Below are 21,541 nucleotides of genomic sequence, written 5' to 3'. Positions count from 1 at the left end.
CAGGCTAGGCCCTTCACGCAACCCGATCGACTGCTGACCACCGGGCGCGCTACGAAAACGCCATAACTGTCGTGTCACCGACAGAGATCTATATCGGCACCTATCATATAGAGGTTGAGCCACGCCGCTAGTCGATTCCTGCGCTCCGTTCACGCAGGTCGAGCGTAAACGGATACTCACGGCTGACTTCCACGTCGGGCACGTCGTGCACGCCCTGCCGATGACCATGCGCGACGAACCTGGCCAGACGCCGCGCTTCCGCTTCGTTGGCGTTGACCGGAAAGCGTTCGAAGTTACGTCCAGCCGGGTGCGAGACGTGATAGGTGCAGCCGCCGATCGAGCGCCGATTCCAGGTATCCACGATGTCGAACACCAGCGGCGCATGGATTGGAATTCTCGGATGTAGCGCAGAGGGCGGCTGCCAGGCACGATAGCGCACGCCGGCAACCGATTCCCCGTTGCGATCGGTCGGCCTTAGCGGCACGCGATGCCCATTGCAAGTCACCACATAGCGATCGCCACTCATGCCGCTGACCCTGACCTGTAGCCGCTCCACCGACGAGTCGACATAGCGTGAGGTGCCGCCGCCGGAAGCCTCCTCGCCGAGAACGTGCCAGGGTTCGATCGCCTGGCGCAGCTCCAGCTCCAGCCCTTGATAATGGACACGCCCCAACACCGGGCAACGGAATTCCAGAAATGGCGCAAACCACTCGAGATCGAAATCCATGTCATCGTTGCAGAGATCGCCCAGTACCTCCTCCAGATCACGCCAGAGGTAGTGCGGCAACATCCAGCGATCATGCAGCGCCGTTCCCCAGCGCACCAGACCACCAGAAGCCGGACGGTCCCAGAAATGCGCGACCAGCGCGCGAACCAGCAGGCCCTGCATCAGGCTCATGCGCGGGTGCGGCGGCATCTCGAAACCGCGCAACTCGAGAAGACCGAGACGACCGGTATCGCTGTCCGGCGAATAGAGTTTGTCGATACAGAATTCCGCACGATGGGTATTGCCAGTGAGATCGGTCAGCAGGTGACGGAACAGCCGGTCCACCAGCCACGGTTGCGCGGCCTCTTCGCGGCTCAGTTGCGCCAGCGCAATTTCGAGCTCGTACAAGGACTCATGGCGCGCTTCGTCCATCCGTGGCGCTTGGCTAGTCGGCCCGACGAAGAGTCCCGAAAAGAGATAGGAAAGCACCGGATGTCGCTGCCAATAGCTGACCAGACTGCCCAACAGTGCCGGTCGCCGCAGGAAGGGAGAGTCCGCCGGCGTGGCACCTCCCAAGGTGACATGATTGCCGCCCCCGGTCCCGGTGTGCCGACCGTCGAGCATGAATTTCTCTGCCCCCAGCCGGGTCTGTCGCGCTTCCTCGTAGAGCGTCTCGGTCTGCACTACCAACGCCGGCCAGCTCTCGGCCGGCATGATATTGACTTCGATCACACCGGGATCCGGGGTGATCATGAACTGCTTGAGTCGCGCGTCGGCGGGCGGAGGATAACCCTCGACGAAGACCGGCATCTCGAGCATGGCTGCCGTCTGCTCGATGGCCGCGATCAGCTCGAGATAGTGCTCGAGCCGAGTCATCGGCGGCACGAAAACGTAGAGCTGCCCGGCTCGCGTTTCCAGACATAGGCTGGTGTTGATGGTCTGCGGCTGGTCGTTGATCAAGGCGGGCTGATCATTGACCACCTCGTCAGCAGCCTCCGCCAGTCCCGCGCGCCCGGGCCGGCGACCGCCGCTCAAGGCGTTATAGGGCAGGCTCTCGGCATTCTCTCGATGATCGTTCGCCTCCGAGCCGTGCGCTGCCAAGACCTGGCGCACCGCCTGATAGCGCCGCGTCACCCCGATATGCGGATCGTCCAGCGAAGTCGGCGCCACCCAAAGCGAACCCGGCTGATCAACGCCGCGAAACGCCGCCTGAGGCAACGACGATAACGGCAGGCGCAGCCCCATCGGTGAATCCCCAGGAATCAGATAAAGGTGGTCACGACGCAGCGGCCATTCGCCGCTCTGCCATCCCCTCAATCGTGGTGCGTAGCGCAGCGGTAGCGCGTACCCGACCACGCTGCCCAACCCGTGTTCGAGTAGTTGCGCCAGCCGTCGCCGCTCTTCGTCATCGGCGAGATCGTGCTGGCGCGGGTCGACATCCACGGCCAGGGTCTGCTCGCGCCACAGATAGTAAAAGGCGTCCTCGTATCCGGGTAACAGATAATTGGCATCGACATCCAGGTGTTCGGCCAATGCCTCGCCGAACCGCAGCGCGTCCCCGGCATCATGACCAGACTGAGCGCCTTCGTCGGCCAACCAGCGCTCGTCATGCCACACGGACTTGCCGTCCTTGCGCCAGTAACAGGCCAACGCCCAACGCGGTAAGGGCTCACCCGGGTACCACTTGCCCTGACGATAGTGCAGCAGCCCCCCAGGCGCGAAGCCACGTCGCAGCCGCTTGAGCAAATCGCCGGAGAGTTTGCGCTTGGTCGGGCCCTGGGCGGCAGTATTCCACTCATCGGCCTCCATGTCGTCGATCGACACGAACGTCGGCTCACCGCCCATGGTCAAACGCACATCGCCGGCGGTCAGGCGGCGATCGATCTGTTCACCGAGACGTTCGACCGACCGCCACTGTTCATCGCTATAGGGGCGGGTGACGCGGGGATCTTCGTGGATGCGCTCGACGCTCATGGAAAAATCGAACGTGACTTCGCACTCGTCCGAGTAGCCGACGATCGGTGAGGCACTAATCGGCTCCGGCGTCGCCGCCAGCGGAATGTGCCCTTCCCCGGCCAATAGACCCGAAGTCGGGTCGAGGCCGATCCAGCCCGCCCCGGGAACGAAGACCTCGGTCCAGGCGTGAAGATCGGTAAAATCGGTCTCGGTCCCGGAGGGGCCGTCCAGCGCCTTGACGTCTGCCGTCAGCTGAATCAGATAACCGGATACGAAACGTGCCGCCAATCCGAGATGACGCGCAATCTGGACCAGCAGCCAGGCAGAATCACGGCACGAACCACGCGCCGTCTCCAGCGTCTCCTCGGCGCTCTGCACACCGGCTTCCATGCGCACCAGATAGCCTATGTCCTGCTGCAGACGCTGGTTGAGCATCACCAAAAAATCGGCGATACCGCGAACGTCTCTGGGAACCTCCGCCAGCCAGGCCATCAAGCGCTCGCCGCGCTCGCCAATCTCGAGATAGGGCGCCAGCTCCTTGCGTAGTGCCTCCGGATAGGCAAACGGATAATTTTCGGCGTAGTTCTCGACGAAGAAATCGAATGGGTTGATCACCGTCATCGGCGCGATCACCTCCACCGCCACATCCAGTCGCGTCACCGGTTCGGGGAACACCACGCGAGCGATGAAATTGCCGAAGGGATCCTGTTGCCAACTCAGAAATTGCGGCTTGGCCGAAATCTCCAGCGAATAAGCTTCGATCGGCGTGCGGCAGTGCGGAGCCGGCCGCAGTCGAATCAGGTGCGGTGACAGATGAACCGAACGGTCGAAGACGTAGGACGTGCGATGAGACAGCGCAACACGTAGGGTCATGGTCGATCTCTTGGGTCGATTGACGATCTGGTCGTGAGTGCCCGCGAGCACGATTGAGCAAATTCAGGCTATCAGCGTAGGCGTTCGGCGTGACACCCGCATGCGCTTCTCACTATGCTGATGAAGGTATGCCGAATATCGGCGACCGAATTCTTCCATACACGTCTTGATCTACGTCTATATAAACGGTTTTGCCGCGACGGGCGACGCGATAACACCCAATAAAGGCGTCTTCGAACCCGCAGACAGGAGTCTTCTCCCATGGGCAATGTGGATTGGAAGCAGTACCCGAGCCAGCACTTCTACGACGAACTGCTCAATGCCAACGGTTTGCCACGAGACGCGGCCAAGCCACTGTGCGACATCTTTTCGAGCTTTACGTCCAAGGAACTCAACGAACGCAAGATCGCGGCGGAAGTCGCCATCCGGACCATGGGCATCACTTTCACCGTTTATTCCGAGGGCAGCACCATCGACCGGGCCTGGCCGTTCGATATCGTCCCCCGCATCATTCCGGCCAACGAATGGCGCGCCGTCGAGGCCGGTCTCAAACAGCGCGTCGATGCGTTGAACCTGTTCATCGACGATCTCTATCATGACCAGAAAGTCATCAAGGATGGGGTGTTCCCCGAGGAGGTGCTGGCCCAGTCGGTCAACTTCCGGCCGCAGTGCATGGGTATCGATCCACCTCATGGGGTATGGGCTCATATCTGCGGCTCCGATCTGGTTCGCGATGGCAATGGCACGATCTACGTGCTCGAGGACAACCTGCGCGTTCCATCCGGCGTCTCCTACATGCTCGAGAACCGCAATGTCACCAAGCGGGTCCTGCCCGAGCTGTTCGAAACCGGTCGTATTCTGCCGCTGGATGACTACCCCGCCCAGCTCTACGACATGCTGGCGAGTATGTCGCCGCGTCCCCATGATGAGCCCCAGATCGTGGTGTTGACGCCCGGCATATACAATTCGGCCTATTACGAACACGCCTATCTCGCACAGCAGATGGGCGTGGAACTGGTGCAGGGTTCCGATCTGACAGTGGACGACGACGATGTCGTACATATGCACACCGTCGACGGACTCAAGCGCGTGGACGTTATCTACCGGCGCGTCGACGACCTGTTTCTGGACCCGGAAGCTTTCATCCCGGACTCCATGCTAGGCACGCCGGGGCTGATACGATCCTGGCGTGCGGGCAAGGTCGCACTGACCAACGCCCCAGGCGCTGGCGTCGCGGACGACAAGGTCGTCTACGCCTTCGTGCCCAAGCTGATCCGGTACTATCTCGATCAGGAACCGCTGATTCCCAACGTACCCAGCTACCTGTGCATGTTAGAAGACGATCGTCGCTATGTACTCGAACATCTCGACGAACTGGTGGTCAAGCCGGCCAACGAGTCCGGAGGCTACGGCATGCTGATCGGCCCCCGCGCGACTGAAGAGGAGCGCCAGGAATTCGCCAGGCGTATCGAGGCCGACCCGCGCAACTACATGGCCCAGCCCACGCTGGCACTCTCCACCGCGCCGACACTATTCGACGGCACGCCAGAGCCACGTCATGTCGATCTGCGTCCGTTCATCCTGTCCGGTCCCGAAACTCACGTCACCATGGGCGGCTTGACGCGGGTAGCACTGGTGAAGGACTCGCTTGTGGTCAACTCTTCCCAGGGCGGCGGGAGCAAGGACACCTGGATCGTCGAAACCGAGGGGGAATGAGATCATGCTGTCACGAGTTGCCGAGAATCTTTACTGGCTGGCACGTTACCTCGAACGCGCCGAGGACACCGCCCGGCTAATCAGCGTCAACAGCAATCTGCTGCTCGACATGCCCGGCAAGGCGGCGCTGAGCTGGGCGACGCTGATCGATATCACCGGTAGCGGCGAGGTGTTCGATGCACTCTACGCGGAGCGCAACGGACGCAACGTGGTGGATTTTCTGTGCCTGTCCCGTGAACACGACAGTTCGATCCTGTCGTCGATGGCTAACGCTCGAGAAAACCTGCGCACGACCCGCGACGTGGTCCCGCGGGAAATCTGGGAAGAGATCAACCATTGCTATCTCGAGATCAGCGAGCAGACGCTCGCCGGGTTGACGCCCCGTAGCCGCGACGGCTTCCTGAAGAGCGTGACGCGAGCGTGCCAGACGCTGACCGGGTTGATCGAGGGTACGCTGAGCCACACCGAAGCGCGCACCTTTTTGTCATTGGGCCGTCATCTCGAACGCGCCGACATGACCACCCGCATTATCGATGTGCGCTCCAACAATCTGCTGCCGCGCAACCCGGAAGAACTGATTCCCTTCGAGCATCTGCAATGGATGAGCGTGCTCAAGTCACTGACCGCCTATCAGATGTACCGCCAGCAGGTGAGGTTGCGTGTACGCGGGCCGGATGTGCTGCGTTTCCTGCTGCAGAACCACGCCCTGCCCCGCTCCGTCCTGCGCAGTCTGGAAGAGGTCAGCTGGGAACTGGAGTCGCTGCCCCATCACGACCGGCCGCTGGCGGTTGCCGCGCTGGTCCGCGCCGAAGTCGCCGAAGCGGATGTTCAGTCACTGGCCCGCGCGCCGGAACAGTTGCACCGGCTGATCGATGAATTCCAGATCGGCTTCAACAACCTTCACGAAGCCATTGCCAGCGCCTATTTCGCCGTGAGCGAGCGGCCGGTGATGGCGTCGCAAAGTCAGGAACAATCCGCACTCGTCGACGATGACGAGGACTGAACCAACGGCACGGGCCAACGATACCGTTTAACGACAAGGCCGGCCGGCCTTGTCATCCTCTCGAAGCCATCAGGCATGAGTCGAAGCCCGCCACGCCGCGCGATCCTCCCCAATGCGCGATGCTAGGCGCGGTACTATCCGATGCGCGTTACGACTTGATGGACGTAGTCGAGCTTGTCTCGAATCGCCGGCGTGATGACCAGCGGCACCATGTCGAGCAAGCCCATTTCACGATTGAGCTCGTTGAGTACCAGCCCTACCTGCTGATAGGCCAGGATCATGCCGTCGATGCCGCCGTCATTGGCTGCACGTCGCATTCCCAGGTTCTCCGCGGTATCCAGTACGGCAACGATGTCTTGATAGGCAGCGAAGGTTTCGGCGAAATCTTCCCAAGCGTGCATGGTGGCGTAGGCCGATACGTGAGATCTCGCCCAGTCCGGGTTCGGCCCCTGCTCGTAGTAACTTTCCAAGGCTTCCGCGTAGGTCGGATCGTCAGGGTCGCCGAAGATCGCGCGGCTGGCGTCCTCGTCCTGCCCCTTGATCAACAGATCCCAGTAGTAGTGCCCGATCTCATGCCGGAAATGCCCGATCAACGTCCGGTGGGACTCGTTCATATCCACCCGCATTCGTTCGCGTTCGGCGTCGTCGGTTTCCATCAGGTTGATCGTGATCAACCCTTGCGCATGACCGGTGTAGACTTTCTCTTTACTCCCGGTCGTACGCCAAAGCCCCGCATCCGGCAGGGCGTCGGCCATGAACGCGAAACTCAACGGCAACGGCGAATCGTCTTGCGATGAAGGATGCGGCAGACCGATCAGATCCAGCGTATAGAACAGTCGACGCTTGGCGGCCTCGAGTGAAGCCCAGCGTTCGCGGTGGCCGTCGATCGATAGATCGGGGATGACAGCGTTGTGACGGCAGCAATCGCAGAGCCCGCCATAGGCGGCATGGTCCTTGGGTGTCTGCATCCGATTGCAGACGTGCTCGCTGGCATAGTTGAAGCATTTCACCAGCGCCGTTCCGCAGCCGCTATTGGCGCAGCGATAGCCGACCTCATTGTCGGGGATCATCGCAGCGATGGCGTGACAGGCAGGACACCAGCCGACCTCGGCATCGCAGATGACGCACTGGGTGTTGTCGAAGAAAAGCCGACTCGGCGGATTACAGTGATGGCATTCGAAAGTCCGCATGACCAATCTCCCTATCAGCAATGGCGCGATACCGCCGACGGCGGTATTTTCCGGAGGCCAGACAAGCAGATTAGCAAATTATGCCGGACTCACGAGTCGGCGATGTCTCGATTGTCGAACTCGATTTTCGACAGAGCCTGATCCAGCGTGGCTACCCGCTCAACGACGGTATTATGCCCCTCGGTGGCGAGATCATGTCCGGTATGCGTCTCGATCATCGAAGCCAGAGAAACCGCGTTCAATTGGCCTACGTAATGGACGCGATCAATCGATGCCTCGTGAGGCCCCGGCAGGTAGATGGTGTTATTGGAAAAATCCACCGCATAGGCAATCACGCCAGGCACGATGAACAATAGCAAGCCCAGTCCATCCGCAATGGCCACACCGGGATCGACACGGCCCTGAAGTTGTCCCTTGCGCTCGGGATAGAAGAGCGTGCCACAGCCGGTGAGTGACAGCATCAAGCCGCCCACGACAGCGCCGGCCACAAAGCGTCGAAAACGAGGTTGCATCGCGAAATTCCAATGACAGAGAAGTTACGCGAAGTAACCTAATCCATCATCGGACGACAAGTCCAGATGATATCTGCAGAAGAAGCATGAGGATGACGCCCGTTCTTAACCTCCGGGCGTCAGCAGAGCCGTTACCGAGTCATACCAGCGATGCGCCATAACCCCAGAGCAGTACGGTGATCGCCAGCAAGGCTTCCAGCACCAGAACACCAATGGCCAGTGCCGCGCTTGACGCGCGCATGCCTTCATGCTGATCGATACCCAGGAAGGACGGCAAACCTGCGTAGACGAGATAGACCGTGTAACAGAGCCCCGCGATGCCCGCCAGCAGGCACAGCCATACCAGTGGATAGAGCGCCACCACGCCGCTCAGGAACATCGGCGTCGCCATGTAACCCGCGAACACGACGCAGTGGTTGAGGTCCGGGCGCTCCGGATAACGACGTGCCAGCCAATGGATCACATTGCCCATCAACCAGACGGCGCCCAGTATCAGCGCGTAGAAGATGATCGCCAGCAATACCGCAGTCGGCGCCGACACGCTGACGGTTTTTGCCAGTCCGTCTTCGGTGGTGCCGAAGTGCCAGCCCACTACCGTGGTACCGATGAACGCGCAAACGACCGGGATGGCAGCCATCAGCAGCACATGGGAGCCGTAAAAATGCGAAACGGTTTCGTTTTCGCCACGGATCTGCTGCCATTCGCGGTTGGGATGCGTGAGCAGTCCCCAGACGTGATGAATCATGACACACCTCCCGCCGCCGCGGGCCGCCTACGACGGATTTGCGATGGTGTCCTGCTCCGCTCGCCTTCCCGACGATGCCGGATGCGGCCCTTGCTTTCACTATAGGAAAGATTACGAGATAAAAAAGATTGCTCGTGGGGAAAGGCCAATGTTCGAGGCCGGACGCGCGTCGCCTGCTCTGTCCTGGCATGTATCGAAGCATTAGCCGCGGCTTTTTACCGGTCGCCCTTCCCCGCCCGCAGTTCGCATCTCTATACTGGCGACCCGACGAATCACTGCCGATCACGTCATATCGAGCATATACCGCGTTCCACTTGACGCTGATGAATACAGGAAAGAACACTCCATGCGTGCCAGCCAACTACAGATCTCGACCCTCAAGGAAACGCCCGCGGACGCGGAGATCGTCAGCCACCAATTGATGCTCCGCGCCGGCATGATCCGTCGCCTGACATCGGGTCTCTATACCTGGTTGCCGGTCGGCGTGAGGACTCTACGCAAAGTCGAGCGCATCGTCCGCGAGGAGATGGACCGTGCAGGTGCGCAGGAAGTATTGATGCCGGCAGTACAGCCCGCCGAGCTATGGCAGGAATCCGGCCGCTGGGACGAGTACGGCCCGGAACTGCTGCGACTCAAGGATCGCCATCAGCGCGATTACTGCGTCGGGCCGACTCACGAAGAGGTCATTACCGATCTGGTACGACGCGAAATCAGCAGCTACAAGCAGCTGCCGACGAACTTCTATCAGGTCCAGACCAAATTCCGCGACGAGATCCGGCCTCGCTTCGGCGTGATGCGCTCACGCGAATTCATCATGAAGGATGCCTATTCGTTCGACAGTAGCGAAGATGGCCTCAAGGCGTCCTATCAGCGGATGTACGACGCGTACGTGAGAATATTCACCCGGCTGGGCCTCGATTTTCGACCGGTCCTTGCCGACAACGGTTCTATCGGCGGCACCGGCTCGCACGAGTTTCATGTTCTGGCCGATTCCGGCGAAGATGCCGTGGTCTTCTCTACCGGCTCCGACTACGCCGCCAATATCGAAAAGGCCGAGGCGCTGCCGCCCCAAGGCGCCGAGCGAGCTGCCCCGCAGGAAACCCTGCGTCAGGTTCCCACGCCGGGCGTGCGCACCATCGCTGCGCTGGTCGAAGGCTTCGACCTGCCCATCGAGAAGACCGTCAAGACGCTGATCGTACATGCCGCCGGCGGCGGCCTGATCGCGCTGATGGTGCGCGGCGATCATCAGCTCAACGAGATCAAGGCCGAGAACCTCGAGGCCGTCGCCGCGCCGCTGACCATGGCCAGCGAGGAAGAGATTCGTTCTGCCATCGGCGCCGGGCCCGGCTCGCTGGGCCCGGTCAAGCTGCCGCTGACGCTGATCGTCGATCACAGCGTGGCCTTGATGAGCGATTTCGGCGCTGGCGCCAACGTCGACGATCATCATCTGTTCGGCATCAACTGGGAGCGCGACCTGCCGCTACCGCAAGTCGCCGACCTGCGTAACGTGGTCGAGGGCGACCCGTCGCCCGACGGTCAAGGCACGTTATCGATCACCCGCGGTATCGAAGTCGGCCACGTCTTCCAGCTCGGTCAGAAATACTCAAAGGCCATGAATGCCACCGTGCTCGATGACGGCGGTCAACCAGCGACGCTCTGGATGGGTTGCTACGGTATCGGTATCACTCGCGTGGTGGCAGCAGCCATCGAGCAGAACCACGATACCGGCGGCATCATCTGGCCCGACGCCATTGCGCCGTTCCGGCTAGCCATCGTGCCGATGAACGCCCACAAATCGGAACGGGTTCGCGAGGCTGCCGACAAGCTCTACCAGGAGCTGACGGATGCCGGCATCGACGTACTGCTGGATGATCGCGACCTGCGTCCCGGCGTCAAGTTCGCCGACCAGGAATTGATGGGCATTCCCCATCGCCTGGTGATCGGCGATCGCGGGTTGGACAACGGCGAACTGGAATACAAGGGGCGCCGCGACATCGACGTCACCATGGTGGCGCTGGAAGATCTCCGATCGTTCCTGGATACCCGGTTCACCTGATCGTATGACATCGTCTTGGCGCGGTTTTCGGTCATGAGGGCGACGACGTTCGGGTTCGTCGTCGCCACTCTGCTGACGAGCGCTGCTGCCCTGGCGCAGCAGCCGGATGAGCCGCAGCAGTCGAGCGAGCCTTCATATTCAGTCGATCGCCTCGACGAGCCACCGGCCCAGGATCTGCTGGATGCATTGTCTCGCGTCATGGCGGCACCTGATGGTTTCGAAGATGCCTTCGACGCTCAGGTGTGGCTACTGGACATGCAGTCGCGGCTGGCCAAGCGTCAACCCGAGGCCTACCCGTCCCGCCATGCCCGGCTGGCGCTGCTGGAGCGCATCCACGCCGAAGCCCGTCGGGCCCAGCTGCCGCCGGAACTGGTCCTGGCATTGATCGATGTAGAGAGCCGCTTTGAACCGAACGCGGTCTCATCAGCTGGCGCGCTTGGCCTGATGCAGGTGATGCCGTTCTGGAAAGCCGAAATCGGCCGAACGCAGGACGATCTTCACGATATCGATACCAATCTACGCTACGGCTGTACGATCCTGGCCCACTATCTCGATCGCGAGAATGGGGACTGGACACACGCCCTGGCACGCTACAACGGCAGCCTGGGGCGCACGATCTATCCCGAACTGGTCATGCAGGCGTGGTTCTTGCGCTGGTGGGTGGATCGCTGAGACGCTGATGGGTGGAGCGCTGAGAAGGATGACCCTCTCGCTACTGCTTGCGATCCTCGACCTCGGTGTGCGAAGTGCCCGGCGGTAGCGGATGACCCTTGGACAGTTCGGCCCGCGTCGCCTCGCGCACGTCGAGAATCTCGATTTCGTAGGTCAGCGTTTCTCCCGCCAGCGGATGGTTGGCATCAACGGTAACCCGCGACTCGTCGACGGCCACTAACGTCACCGTTCGCGGACCGTCCGGCCCTTGAGCCTGAAACCGCTGGCCGGCTTCGAGCGTCTGGTCTTCAGGAAAGGCCGTGCGCGGGCTTTTACTGACCAGCGCCTCATCGCGTTCGCCATAGGTGTCGGCAGACGCCAGAGTCACGCTCAACCGCTCCCCGGGACCGTGAGCCGCCAATACCGCTTCCAATGCTGGAAACAGGTTGCCATGCCCATGCAGATAATCGAGAGGTTGCTGACGCGCGCGCGAGTCATCGAGGGTACGGCCTCGCTCATCCAGCAGGGCATAGTGAAGGGTCGCAACGTGGGACGGCTCGATGGCGAGCTGGCTCATGATGACTCCAGAAAGAGGATGGGGTTCAGTGCGATCATCGGATCAGGTTGACCCATTGAGCCGACGAGCTGAGTTTGATGGCCTATTTGATAGCCCGTTTGAAAGCGTCTTGAAGCGCGGTTGAAAAGCTACGAGGTGTGCTTGCGCAAGGCTTCGACCGGTACCTCGAGGCGTTGCGTCTGCTGCAGCAGATTGAGCAGCACGATGGCGCGCTCCTCGCCTTTTTGCGCCTCGAACACCCCCTGCAGAGCACGAAACGGCCCATCGGTGATCTCGACGATATCGCCCTGCCGGTAGTAGACGTTGGCGCGGTCGCGTCTGTCGTCGGCTGCGACGCGATCCCGCAAGGTATCGACCAACGCATCCTGCACGAACACGGGCTCCTGACCGAAGCTGACCAACCGCAGGACCCCGCGCGTGGATCGAATCGGTCGCCAGTTGCTGGCCATACGGTCGAGCCGGATGAACAGATAGTGCGGGAACAGCGGCTCGGCCACCCAGGTCAGCTTGCCACGTCGGCGCTTCTGCACCTCCAGCACCGGGTGAAATACCTCGTAGCCCTGATTATCGAGATGCTCGCTGGCGCGAAACGACTCGCCGCCCTTGCACTGGATAACGTACCAGCGGGATAACGACTCACCATTCTGCGTCGACTCACTGGTCATCGGTAACCCCTTGCTGATTGCAACCACTCATCACTAATAACAATCACTAATCACAATCACTAATAACAACCGCGAAAAGACAATTCCTGTCGTGTCTGCCGTGCCGAGGCAAAATCATGCGTTATCGCACCATCGCCGATATGGCATCCGGGCCAGACGCGCGGGGCCATCTAGAGTACCATTTTCGATCCGACACGTCCGCCCGCGGCGTGTCGATCCGGTTTTGGGAGGTTGCATGCAACGCGAGCCACGTAACTGGCTGTCATCCTTGCGCGTCTATCTGCGGGCACCGGTCGTGACCCTGCTGTTTCTGGGGTTTTCCGCTGGCCTACCTTATCTGCTGGTATTTTCGACGCTCACGGCCTGGCTCGAAGACAGTGGCGTCGAAGTGGCGGCCATCGGCTTTTTCAGCTGGGTGGGCCTGCTCTATTCGATCAAGCTGTTCTGGGCACCTATCGTCGACCGTGTGCAGCTCCCGCTGATCGGCCGATGGCTGGGGCAACGGCGCAGCTGGATGCTGTTGGGACAGGCGCTGATCGCCGCGGGCCTGGTAGGGCTTTCCGGCCTCGACCCCGCCGGCCATCTCCCCTTGGTCGCTGCCTTCGCCCTGCTCACCGCCTTCGGCGCCGCAACACAGGACATCGTCATCGATGCCTACCGTATCGAGTCAGGCGAGGCAGCCATCCAGGCCGCCATGGCCTCGACCTATATTATCGGTTATCGCATCGGAATCGTGATGGCGGGTGCCGGCGCGCTCTACATTGCCGATGCCGCGTCGTGGGCCGTCGCCTACCTGAGTATGGCGTTTCTGGTGAGCGTCGGCGTGATCACGGTGCTGGTTCGACCGGAACCTCCCCGTCCGCAGAGCCTCAGCGTGGTGCTGTTTCACCCGCGGGTAAAACGGTTTCTGCGCCAGAGTCATGGTCGCCGTCATTGGCAACGCCAGACCGGAGTCTGGCTGATCGCCGCGGTCATTTGTCCGATCAGCGACTTTTTCCAGCGCTATGGTCGCCTGGCGCTATGGCTGCTGGTCTTCATCGGCATCTACCGGATCAGTGATATCTCGATGGCTGCAATGGCCAACCCGCTCTACTTGAGTCTGGGGTTCACCAAGAGCGACATCGCCAGCGTCACCAAAGTCTTCGGCGTATTGATGACCATCGGTGGCGGCGTTCTCGGCGGGCTGATGGTAGTTCGCTATGGCCTGGGCCGCATGCTGATCGTGGGTGCGCTGGCCGTGGCATTGACCAACTTGCTGTTCGCCCTGCTCGCCAACGGCGGCGACAGTCTGCCGCTACTGATCGTGGCCATCACCGGCGACAATCTCGCCAATGGTCTCGCCAGCACGGTGTTCATCGCCTTCCTATCGAGCTTGACCTCGCGCACCTACACCGCGACCCAGTACGCGCTGTTCTCTTCGCTGATGACGCTACCCGGCAAGTTCATCGGTGGTTTCTCCGGCGTGATCGTGGCCGATGTCGGCTATGCCAGCTTCTTCGGAATCGTTTGCCTGCTCGGTCTGCCGGCCGTGGCGCTGGCGTGGTGGCTAAGCCGCCGTCTGCCAGCGCTCGACCTCGACAGTGATAGCAAAAATGACGAGCGCAGCTCCCCTTCAGTCAACGATGACCGGAAAGAGCACGAGCCCGCCAGCTCGCGCTGACGGGCTCGCCGAGAGTGCCGGGCCGAAAACGAGAGAAACCACGAGACACTCAAGACCGGGCCCGCGCGCCGTGAGTCAAGAGACCGGGTGGACGCCATTCTGGTCGGGCAACGGCGCCCGACCACATGCTCAGGCCAGTGAACGGCGCTGCTGCGACAACCAGTCCAGAGCGCCGTCGGAAGCCATCCACTGGTCGCGCATCAACTGACGATACTGCCACGCTTCTGCCCGGGTGCCCGGCTCCGGCATGTCGTCACCCAGCCGAGCCGGGCGCGGTCGGTCCTCGCACAGAATCGGCAATATGTAGGGGTTGGATGAGTAGACCTCTCGCAGCACAACGAGCGCGTCATCATGGCGCGACAGACGATAGAGCGCTAATACTCGGCCCATCTGCACGCCCAGCATCTCGACCCCCTCAGGGCCCTGTTCGCTCACTATCAGCGCCTGTTCGTCGCGGCCTTCACGCAGCAACTGATCGATCACCAGTTCTCGCAGACCCAGGCTATCCTCCTGATCCAATTCCAGCAGCCGCTGCGCCAGCTTTCGCGCATCCTGACCCGCGCCACGCTCCATACCGATGACCAACGCCAGACCGGTCCGCAGCAGCGTCGCATTATCCGCATCGTGCCAGGAGAAGGCTCCACCGGCGTCCTCGAGCTGACCCAGCCAGAAGCCGTAGCGTTCGGCCAGCGGCGTGAAGAAGGTATCGACCATCCAGGGAAGACTGCCGAAACGGCTTGCCAGCGCCAGGGTCAACGCCTGCATCACTCGCGGCGCATCCAGCCATTCCGGGTTGGCGCACAGCGCCTGCAGCCACTGCGGCGCCGTCACCCAGGGATCGCCCAAAAACCCCAGTGCCGCGTCTTCATCGATTTCGACTTCACAGGCATCGATCCAACCACTGTAGAGCGATGCTTCGCGAGCGCTGGGCTCATAGAGCAGCGCCCCCTCCTCGGAGTGAGACAGCTCGAGACGAGGCGGACGCTGCTGGGTATGCAGCAACGCCTGCAGCGCCGTCAATGGACCGGAAAGTATCTCCTCGGAGTGAATTACCTGTTCCGCCAGCGCGGCTTGGGGATCATCGGCCAGTTCGGCAATGAACTCGAGCTGATCCGGATCCAGATGATGCTGACGCGACAGCCGCCGCCACCAGAAAGCCGCACGCTGGCGTGCCTTGCCGACGTTGCCTTCGTGGAGCAGCACCATCGCCTCGATATACGCCAACGACGGCGAATCCGGCAAGGTTCGTTGGGCGCTCTGAAAAGCCTCACGCGCGCTCGCCAGATCGCCGCTGTCGAGATGCATCAGACACAGCCGCTCGAGCGCCGCGCCGCGCAGGAATCCCGGCCCGTCGGCCATCACCCTTTCGACCAACGCCGCACGCTTGCGATGGAAACCGCGCTCCTGATATAGATCGACCAGTATCTCGAAAGCCGGCTCGATCTGCTCTTCCAATGCCTCCCAATCACGATCGCTGGCGAACAGCGACTCCAGAGTCTGCTGCGCGCGGCCATTATTACCGCTCTCCGCGGAAACGATTCCAGCTTCCAGCAATGCCTGCGCCGGCGCCTTGCGGCTTTCCAATGCCGCCTTCAGCGTCTCGCCACGCCACTCGCGCAGCGACAACATCCACATCAGATGTTCGGGGATTACGCTGGGCATCTCGACTCGCGCGCAGCAGTCGCGATAGAGACGCCCTGAGTCGCACCAGCATGGCTCGTCGCGTTTCGGCTCCGCCAGCGGCTCGGTATCGAAGTTTCGTCGTACCAGCGGTGTCTGATTCCAGATGAGCGGGGCAAGCGCCTGAGCCAGATCGAGACTGCCGCCACAGTGCTCGGCCCCCTCACTGCGGGCCCATGCCATCATCGTCGGGTAGTGTTCATTGGCGCGAATCGCCTCGAGGGCGCCGCTGGCAAAGCCCAGCAGCTGTTCGACCCAAGCTGTCAGCATGGCATTCCTCCGTTTTCTGGCCCTATCCTAGCATGCTGGCCCAGAGCGCTGGCGAGTGCCGGCATGGGGTGATAATTTAGCCGCCGCTCACGCTATCGTCATTGCCAGACGCATCATCGTTGCCGGCTCAGCCGCTGTAACCAACCCAGTCGTCGTGACCCGTCGATCGCCGTTACTAGCCAATCGTCGTTAATAAAGAGAAGCGCCAGTGCTCCTGCCGATTCCGTTTCGCCGCCCTTCACAGTCGATCGCCAGCGATGCCCCCCAGGTTCGACTGGAGCGAGAGGGGCGCGACGAGATTCGCCGGATCACCGCGGCCGTCGAAAAAGTCCCGTGGACCATCAGCCTGATGCAGATCCTGTGGACCGCGGGGCCGGTGACCCTGCTCGGCGCCTGGGGCGGCTACCTGCTGGGGTACGGCAAGGCTCCGACGCTCGAGAACTACATCTTTTTCATCTCGTTCACGGTCATTACCGGCGCGGCCGGGATCATGGCCAACCTGCTGCATCAGCTGACGGGCGGGCGCCGGCTGGAACGCACTTCGAGTCGTATCGAACGGGTCATCAAGACCTTGCCGGAACTGCTGCTGGCCACCCGCAACCTGATCGTCGAAAGCCTCGAGGGCGACGCCAGGCGCCGTGAAGCCGCGGCCATGCTGCTGCGCAAGCAGGACCTGTCGCCCGAAGGCGTCGAGCTGGCGGCGCTCGAACTGCTGGACGATCGCGATAGCGCTCGCCTGATCGGCCAGATCGACGTCTATCGACGGGTCGGGCTTCACGCTCGCGTCAGCGACCTGGTCGAGATTTATCGCGACGACATCGAGCCGCGCTTTATCGAGCTCTATGATCTGGCACCGGTCGCGATCACGCTGCTGCGCGAGCGCTTCGAGGGCCATGCCCCGGATCCGCGTTACGGCGTACCGCGTGACGAACACTTCATCGAACGCGTCATGGCCGCCATCGAGCACGATAACGATCTGCTGATGACGCTGCAGGATGTCGAGGAGATGGTGATCCTGGCATTCGAGTTGATCAGCGGTCGGGAAATTCCGGTGCTGTCATTCGAATATCGAGGACGCTGGAAACTGGCCCGGGCCTTCGACAGCCTGGAAGAAGCTCGGGCTCGCCACCGGATCGCCCAGGCCACCGGCCTTTCTCGCCTGAAGGCACTGAATACCTATCTCGTCGAGCATTCGGTGACGCCACTGGCCGAAAGCGTCTCTGGCCAGCGCGCCGATGCCCTGCTGACGCACAGCGTTGCCGCCATCGACGAACTGAGCGAACAGACGCATGCGTTGTCCCACGCTATCCACACGGGGCGCAGCGATGATCGCCAGACGCTGCGACGCCAAGCCGAAGTGCTGACCAATGCGATCAAGCTCTACAAGAGCGTCTCCAGCGCTTACAACGAAGTCGGGCGTAGTCATGCGCATCGGCTACGCATGGGGCAGCGGTGGGATGCGCTCAGCGCCGATCTTTCCGACAACACGACGCGCCTGCGCCTGGGCCCGGGGCGGCGCGGCCTGCGTATCCGCGAAAGCAAGATTATCCTGAACGACGAGGCCAAGGCCGAAGTATGCAAGCATCTCGGCCGCCATCTCGAGAAGGCCAACATCGGCACGTTGCGCGAACGGCTGCGCCAGGCCGAGCGGGACACCCAACTCAGCGTGGGTGTCGAGAGCGCCAAGCGCGTCGCGGTGGAAATCTTCCTGGCGCTGGAGCCCCACGTGCACCTGTCGCGCCCGGCGGTGCAGCGCGCCATCAATAGCACCAATGCCGCGGATTTCGGCCAGCTCGAGCCTAACCTGTCGGTGGCGGCGAAAGCCGCGATGGGATCGGCCATGGTTCGCGAGATCGAAACCGACCTGTCGCGTACGGCAGAATCGCTGGCCCTGGCACTGGTCAAGCACTACCGCGTCGCGCTGGAACCGCGAGCAATGGAATTTCTGCAGCGCCAGTACGGCGCGCGCGAAGCGACGCTGCAGATGCTGACCAATGTCAATCTGGAGCGCGGCGAGACGGCCAATGTCAGTTACCTCAGCATGGCGCCACCGGCGGTGGGTACGCCTCATCGCCAGTGGTATCGGGCGCTGGTCCGGGCTCGCCGTCATCTCGAAAAATGATCCCTGAATCATGAATCGACAACAGCACGAATCGATACGAGAACGGATCGACAAAAGCCACTCAGCGGAGCCTGTCCCATGCGTTTGATCGTCGCCGAAAAGCCCAGTCTCGCCCGCGCCATCGCCGACGCTTTGCCGGTCAAGGCGATACGACGCGAGGGCTATCTGGAAGCCGGTGATACCGTGGTGAGCTGGTGTCTCGGTCATCTGCTGGAGCAAGCGCCACCCGAACGTTACGACCCGAAATACAAACAGTGGCGGCTCGATGACCTGCCGATCGTTCCCGAGCGCTGGCAACTGGTACCCAGGAGCCAGGCAAGAACGCAGCTGGCCGTGCTGCGCAAACTGATCAAGAGCGCCGACAGCGTCGTCCATGCCGGCGACCCCGACCGCGAGGGGCAATTGCTGGTGCAGGAGGTGTTGAATCACTTGGGCTGGCGCCAACAGACCCTGCGTCTGTTGATTCAGGATCTCAATCGCCCCGCCGTGGTCAAGGCACTGGGCAAGCTCGAGGACAATCACCGTTATCAACCGCTCTACGCTGCAGCCGAGGCACGCTCTCGCGCGGACTGGCTGTACGGCATCAATCTGACCCGCGCCTGGACCCTGATCGGTCGCCAGGCCGGTTTCGATGGCCTGCTCTCGGTAGGCCGCGTGCAGACGCCGGTATTGGGGCTGGTGGTCAGGCGCGATCGGGATATCGCCGCATTTGAACCCAAACCGTTTTACGTGCTGTGGGCCGATCTTCAGATCGCCAACGGTTCGCTACGCGCCTGGTGGCAGCCCGGAGAACACCACCCGCTGGATGATCAGGGCCGCCTGCTCGACCCGCGTCCGGCACAAGTGCTCGCCCAGCGTCTTGCCGGCGCCCGAGGTCATCTCGCCCAGCTTGACCAGAAGCGCAAGCGTCAGGCGCCACCGCTGCCCTACTCGCTGTCGTCTCTGCAGATCGATGCCGCACGCCGTCACGGTCTTTCCGCGAAGCGAGTGCTCGATGTCTGCCAGACGCTCTACGAACGCCACCAGCTGATCACCTATCCACGCTCCGACTGCCGGTATCTGCCCGCCGCACACCATCGCGAGGCAGCGAAGACCTTGACCAGCGCCTGCCGCCCGGACGACCAGCTGCGGGGCTGGGCCGAACAGGCCGATTTCAGTCTGCGCTCCAAGGCCTGGGACGACGCCAAGGTCGGTGCCCACCACGCGCTGGCGCCAACGGGGCGGCCGGTCGACATGGGCAAGCTGAGTCGAGACGAGACCGATCTGTTCCGGCTGATCGCGCGCAACGTTCTGGCCCAGTTCTATCCCGCACTCGAGACCTTCGAGACCCAAGCCGTTTTCGACATCCTCGATGAGCGCTTCAAGGCGCAGGGACGGGAGATTCTGGAACCGGGTTGGAAACCGCTGTTCACCACACGCGACGACGTCCCCGCCCTGCCTCCGCTGACGAAAGGCGAAACGGCGATAGTGACCGATGCCGGTTGCGAAGCGCGTGAGACCCGGCCCCCGGAACCGTTCACCGATGCCAGCCTGATCAAGGCGATGATGAATATCGCGCGCTACGTCGAGGACCCCGCCGTCAAACGAACGCTGCGCGATACCGACGGCCTCGGCACCGAAGCGACACGGGCCAGCATCATCGAGACACTGCTCACCCGGGGTTATCTCGTTCGCGACAAAAAAGCCATCAAGGCGACGCGCACCGGACACGCCTTGATCGACTCCCTGCCCTTGGCGGCAACTCAGCCGGAGCGCACCGCGCTGTGGGAACAGCGCCTTTCGGCGATCGCCGACAATCAGGATGCGCCAGCGCCATTTCTGGAAGCGCTGATCAGCGATCTGCGCGCGCTGCTGGACCAGGCGGATGCCGGCCGACTCAACCAGGCGCTTAAGGCATCGGCGCAAGGGCCGGCACCGGAAGCCCCCGTGCGGAAAAGCGGTAAAGGCGCTAGACGCGGCACCAGTGCCCGCAAGCCCGGGGGAAACCGTTCGCGACGGACCTCTCGGTCGAAAGAGAGCCAACCGGCCGCCTCGGCGGAGGGCAAACCGACGCGCGCTCGCCGCACGCGGAAACGTACCCCATGAGGCCCCCATCCAACACGCCTGGATCAATGACGACCCAGGCCATGACAATCCGGACCGTAACGCCAGTCGCCGATGCGCCGTGGTTGATCGTCGGCGCCGGGGCCCTCGGACAACTGTTTTCCGCTTCCCTTGCCCGGCATTATCCGGTCATTCTACTGGGAAGACAGTCGGCGCCTCCCGCGATCCGTCTGCGCACATCAGAGGGTATGGATCATCAGGTTACGCTGCGTCGCGAGCGGCTCAGCGACTGGGCGGCCGAGCGGTCCAGGAATGAACCACCAGCCCTGGTAGTGCTGGCGACCAAATCGCATGATACCCAGGCAGCGCTCGACGCATTGATGCCACGGCTGACACCAACCACACCGTTGCTGCTGTTGCAAAACGGCTTTCAGGTACAGCCTCGAATCAGCGAACACTGGGCGGGGCCGGTGCTGTGCGCCTCGACGACAGAGGCCGCCTATCGCCCGTTGCTCGATCCCGAGTCTGAGCTTTATTCCACCAGGCCGGACGTCGTACACGCCGCTGCCGGCGAAACCTGGATCGGCGATCTCGACGACAGGCACCCGACCCTGGCGGCAGCGGTCGCCGAATGCTTGGGCAAGGCGGGCATGACGGCAACTCCTTGCCTCGATATCCGCCAGCGCCTGTGGCAGAAACTCGCGGTCAATGCGGTGATCAACCCTCTGACAGCCAGCCATCGCATTCGCAACGGCGATCTGGCGGGTCCTGAATTCCGGCCTCGGATCGTGGCACTGGTCGCGGAGATCGGCCGGATCATGCAAGCCGAAGGCATTCAGCCACCCGCTACGGGCTGGCAAGCGCTCATCGAGGGCGTGATCGAGGCGACAGCCGCCAACCACTCCTCGATGCTGCAGGATGTGCTGGCAGGCCGCCCCACGGAGCGAGGCGCCATCCTCGGGCCACTGATCGATGCGGGCCTTCGCCATCGACTCGACACGCCTGAAATCATTGCGCTCTACCAGGCAACACCGCATTAGACACTAGCTCTCCTAACCCGCTAAAAACCTATCCTCGTGGGGCCGGAGCGCCAATACCGATGGTCGAAAATGCAAA

At 62.0% G+C, this 21,541-nt stretch carries 15 protein-coding genes; 8 read left to right on the top strand and 7 right to left on the bottom strand.

Annotated elements, in window-relative coordinates:
* Window positions 1–127: 127 nt before the first annotated feature.
* Window positions 128–3,535: a transglutaminase family protein gene (locus tag DOM27_RS10845; RefSeq protein ID WP_110656000.1), complete on the bottom strand. Its 3,408-nt coding sequence runs from the start codon at window positions 3,533–3,535 to the stop codon at window positions 128–130.
* Between the two features lie 261 nt (window positions 3,536–3,796).
* Here DOM27_RS10845 and DOM27_RS10840 point away from each other — a divergent pair, with 261 nt between their 5' ends.
* Both DOM27_RS10840 and DOM27_RS10835 read left to right on the top strand, forming a co-directional pair.
* Window positions 3,797–5,251, top strand: coding sequence for a circularly permuted type 2 ATP-grasp protein (locus DOM27_RS10840; RefSeq protein ID WP_110655999.1), 1,455 nt, complete (start codon window positions 3,797–3,799; stop codon window positions 5,249–5,251).
* Between the two features lie 4 nt (window positions 5,252–5,255).
* Complete coding sequence (locus DOM27_RS10835; protein WP_110655998.1) at window positions 5,256–6,254, top strand: alpha-E domain-containing protein; 999 nt, start codon at window positions 5,256–5,258, stop codon at window positions 6,252–6,254.
* A gap of 134 nt (window positions 6,255–6,388) precedes the next feature.
* Here the strand turns inward: DOM27_RS10835 and DOM27_RS10830 are convergent, their stop codons facing one another.
* From DOM27_RS10830 to DOM27_RS10820, 3 genes are all read right to left on the bottom strand, one after another.
* Window positions 6,389–7,444, bottom strand: coding sequence for a zinc-binding metallopeptidase family protein (locus tag DOM27_RS10830; RefSeq protein ID WP_110655997.1), 1,056 nt, complete (start codon window positions 7,442–7,444; stop codon window positions 6,389–6,391).
* A gap of 89 nt (window positions 7,445–7,533) precedes the next feature.
* Complete coding sequence (locus DOM27_RS10825; protein WP_110655996.1) at window positions 7,534–7,956, bottom strand: hypothetical protein; 423 nt, start codon at window positions 7,954–7,956, stop codon at window positions 7,534–7,536.
* Window positions 7,957–8,095: 139 nt separating this feature from the next.
* Complete coding sequence (locus DOM27_RS10820; RefSeq protein WP_110655995.1) at window positions 8,096–8,701, bottom strand: Yip1 family protein; 606 nt, start codon at window positions 8,699–8,701, stop codon at window positions 8,096–8,098.
* Between the two features lie 346 nt (window positions 8,702–9,047).
* On the opposite strand from DOM27_RS10820, the gene DOM27_RS10815 reads away from it, so the two are divergent.
* Entirely contained in the window at window positions 9,048–10,757 is a 1,710-nt protein-coding gene (locus tag DOM27_RS10815; RefSeq protein WP_110655994.1) for a proline--tRNA ligase, read from the top strand.
* A 33-nt stretch (window positions 10,758–10,790) separates the two neighbouring features.
* The gene (locus tag DOM27_RS10810) at window positions 10,791–11,429 is read left to right on the top strand and encodes a lytic transglycosylase domain-containing protein (RefSeq protein WP_110656446.1); all 639 of its coding nucleotides are present in this window, start codon (window positions 10,791–10,793) and stop codon (window positions 11,427–11,429) included.
* Window positions 11,430–11,469: 40 nt separating this feature from the next.
* Here the strand turns inward: DOM27_RS10810 and DOM27_RS10805 are convergent, their stop codons facing one another.
* Window positions 11,470–11,985 carry an FKBP-type peptidyl-prolyl cis-trans isomerase gene (locus DOM27_RS10805; RefSeq protein WP_110655993.1) on the bottom strand — a complete coding sequence of 172 codons (516 nt, stop codon included), beginning with the start codon at window positions 11,983–11,985 and terminating at the stop codon, window positions 11,470–11,472.
* A gap of 128 nt (window positions 11,986–12,113) precedes the next feature.
* Window positions 12,114–12,650 carry a transcription/translation regulatory transformer protein RfaH gene (gene rfaH / locus DOM27_RS10800; protein ID WP_110655992.1) on the bottom strand — a complete coding sequence of 179 codons (537 nt, stop codon included), beginning with the start codon at window positions 12,648–12,650 and terminating at the stop codon, window positions 12,114–12,116.
* Window positions 12,651–12,885: 235 nt separating this feature from the next.
* Here rfaH and DOM27_RS10795 point away from each other — a divergent pair, with 235 nt between their 5' ends.
* Window positions 12,886–14,310: an AmpG family muropeptide MFS transporter gene (locus tag DOM27_RS10795; RefSeq protein ID WP_110655991.1), complete on the top strand. Its 1,425-nt coding sequence runs from the start codon at window positions 12,886–12,888 to the stop codon at window positions 14,308–14,310.
* A 129-nt stretch (window positions 14,311–14,439) separates the two neighbouring features.
* Here DOM27_RS10795 and DOM27_RS10790 read toward each other — a convergent pair whose 3' ends face one another.
* Window positions 14,440–16,260, bottom strand: coding sequence for an SEC-C domain-containing protein (locus tag DOM27_RS10790; protein WP_110655990.1), 1,821 nt, complete (start codon window positions 16,258–16,260; stop codon window positions 14,440–14,442).
* 208 nt (window positions 16,261–16,468) lie between these two features.
* On the opposite strand from DOM27_RS10790, the gene DOM27_RS10785 reads away from it, so the two are divergent.
* From DOM27_RS10785 to DOM27_RS10775, 3 genes are all read left to right on the top strand, one after another.
* On the top strand, window positions 16,469–18,382 hold the full coding sequence (locus DOM27_RS10785) for a hypothetical protein (RefSeq protein WP_110655989.1): 1,914 nt from the start codon (window positions 16,469–16,471) through the stop codon (window positions 18,380–18,382).
* A gap of 78 nt (window positions 18,383–18,460) precedes the next feature.
* A complete protein-coding gene (locus tag DOM27_RS10780; RefSeq protein WP_110655988.1) occupies window positions 18,461–20,467 on the top strand; it encodes a DNA topoisomerase III in 2,007 nt (668 codons plus the stop codon).
* 41 nt (window positions 20,468–20,508) lie between these two features.
* Entirely contained in the window at window positions 20,509–21,465 is a 957-nt protein-coding gene (locus DOM27_RS10775) for a ketopantoate reductase family protein (RefSeq protein WP_110656445.1), read from the top strand.
* The last annotated feature ends 76 nt before the right edge of the window (window positions 21,466–21,541 follow it).

The sequence above is a fragment of the Salinicola halimionae genome (assembly GCF_003206065.1).
In the GTDB taxonomy this organism is placed as follows: domain Bacteria; phylum Pseudomonadota; class Gammaproteobacteria; order Pseudomonadales; family Halomonadaceae; genus Salinicola; species Salinicola halimionae.
The sequence above is the reverse complement of the archived record's forward strand: the minus strand, read 5'-3'. Positions and strand labels throughout refer to the sequence as shown.

Bases quoted from the DNA above. Each gene is read 5' to 3' on its own strand.
- DOM27_RS10845 (WP_110656000.1), bottom strand. From the start codon at position 3,535: ATGACCCTACGTGTTGCGCTGTCTCATCGCACGTCCTACGTCTTCGAC.
- DOM27_RS10840 (WP_110655999.1), top strand. From the start codon at position 3,797: ATGGGCAATGTGGATTGGAAGCAGTACCCGAGCCAGCACTTCTACGAC.
- DOM27_RS10835 (WP_110655998.1), top strand. From the start codon at position 5,256: ATGCTGTCACGAGTTGCCGAGAATCTTTACTGGCTGGCACGTTACCTC.
- DOM27_RS10830 (WP_110655997.1), bottom strand. From the start codon at position 7,444: ATGCGGACTTTCGAATGCCATCACTGTAATCCGCCGAGTCGGCTTTTC.
- DOM27_RS10825 (WP_110655996.1), bottom strand. From the start codon at position 7,956: ATGCAACCTCGTTTTCGACGCTTTGTGGCCGGCGCTGTCGTGGGCGGC.
- DOM27_RS10820 (WP_110655995.1), bottom strand. From the start codon at position 8,701: ATGATTCATCACGTCTGGGGACTGCTCACGCATCCCAACCGCGAATGG.
- DOM27_RS10815 (WP_110655994.1), top strand. From the start codon at position 9,048: ATGCGTGCCAGCCAACTACAGATCTCGACCCTCAAGGAAACGCCCGCG.
- DOM27_RS10810 (WP_110656446.1), top strand. From the start codon at position 10,791: ATGAGGGCGACGACGTTCGGGTTCGTCGTCGCCACTCTGCTGACGAGC.
- DOM27_RS10805 (WP_110655993.1), bottom strand. From the start codon at position 11,985: ATGAGCCAGCTCGCCATCGAGCCGTCCCACGTTGCGACCCTTCACTAT.
- rfaH (WP_110655992.1), bottom strand. From the start codon at position 12,650: ATGACCAGTGAGTCGACGCAGAATGGTGAGTCGTTATCCCGCTGGTAC.
- DOM27_RS10795 (WP_110655991.1), top strand. From the start codon at position 12,886: ATGCAACGCGAGCCACGTAACTGGCTGTCATCCTTGCGCGTCTATCTG.
- DOM27_RS10790 (WP_110655990.1), bottom strand. From the start codon at position 16,260: ATGCTGACAGCTTGGGTCGAACAGCTGCTGGGCTTTGCCAGCGGCGCC.
- DOM27_RS10780 (WP_110655988.1), top strand. From the start codon at position 18,461: ATGCGTTTGATCGTCGCCGAAAAGCCCAGTCTCGCCCGCGCCATCGCC.
- DOM27_RS10775 (WP_110656445.1), top strand. From the start codon at position 20,509: ATGACAATCCGGACCGTAACGCCAGTCGCCGATGCGCCGTGGTTGATC.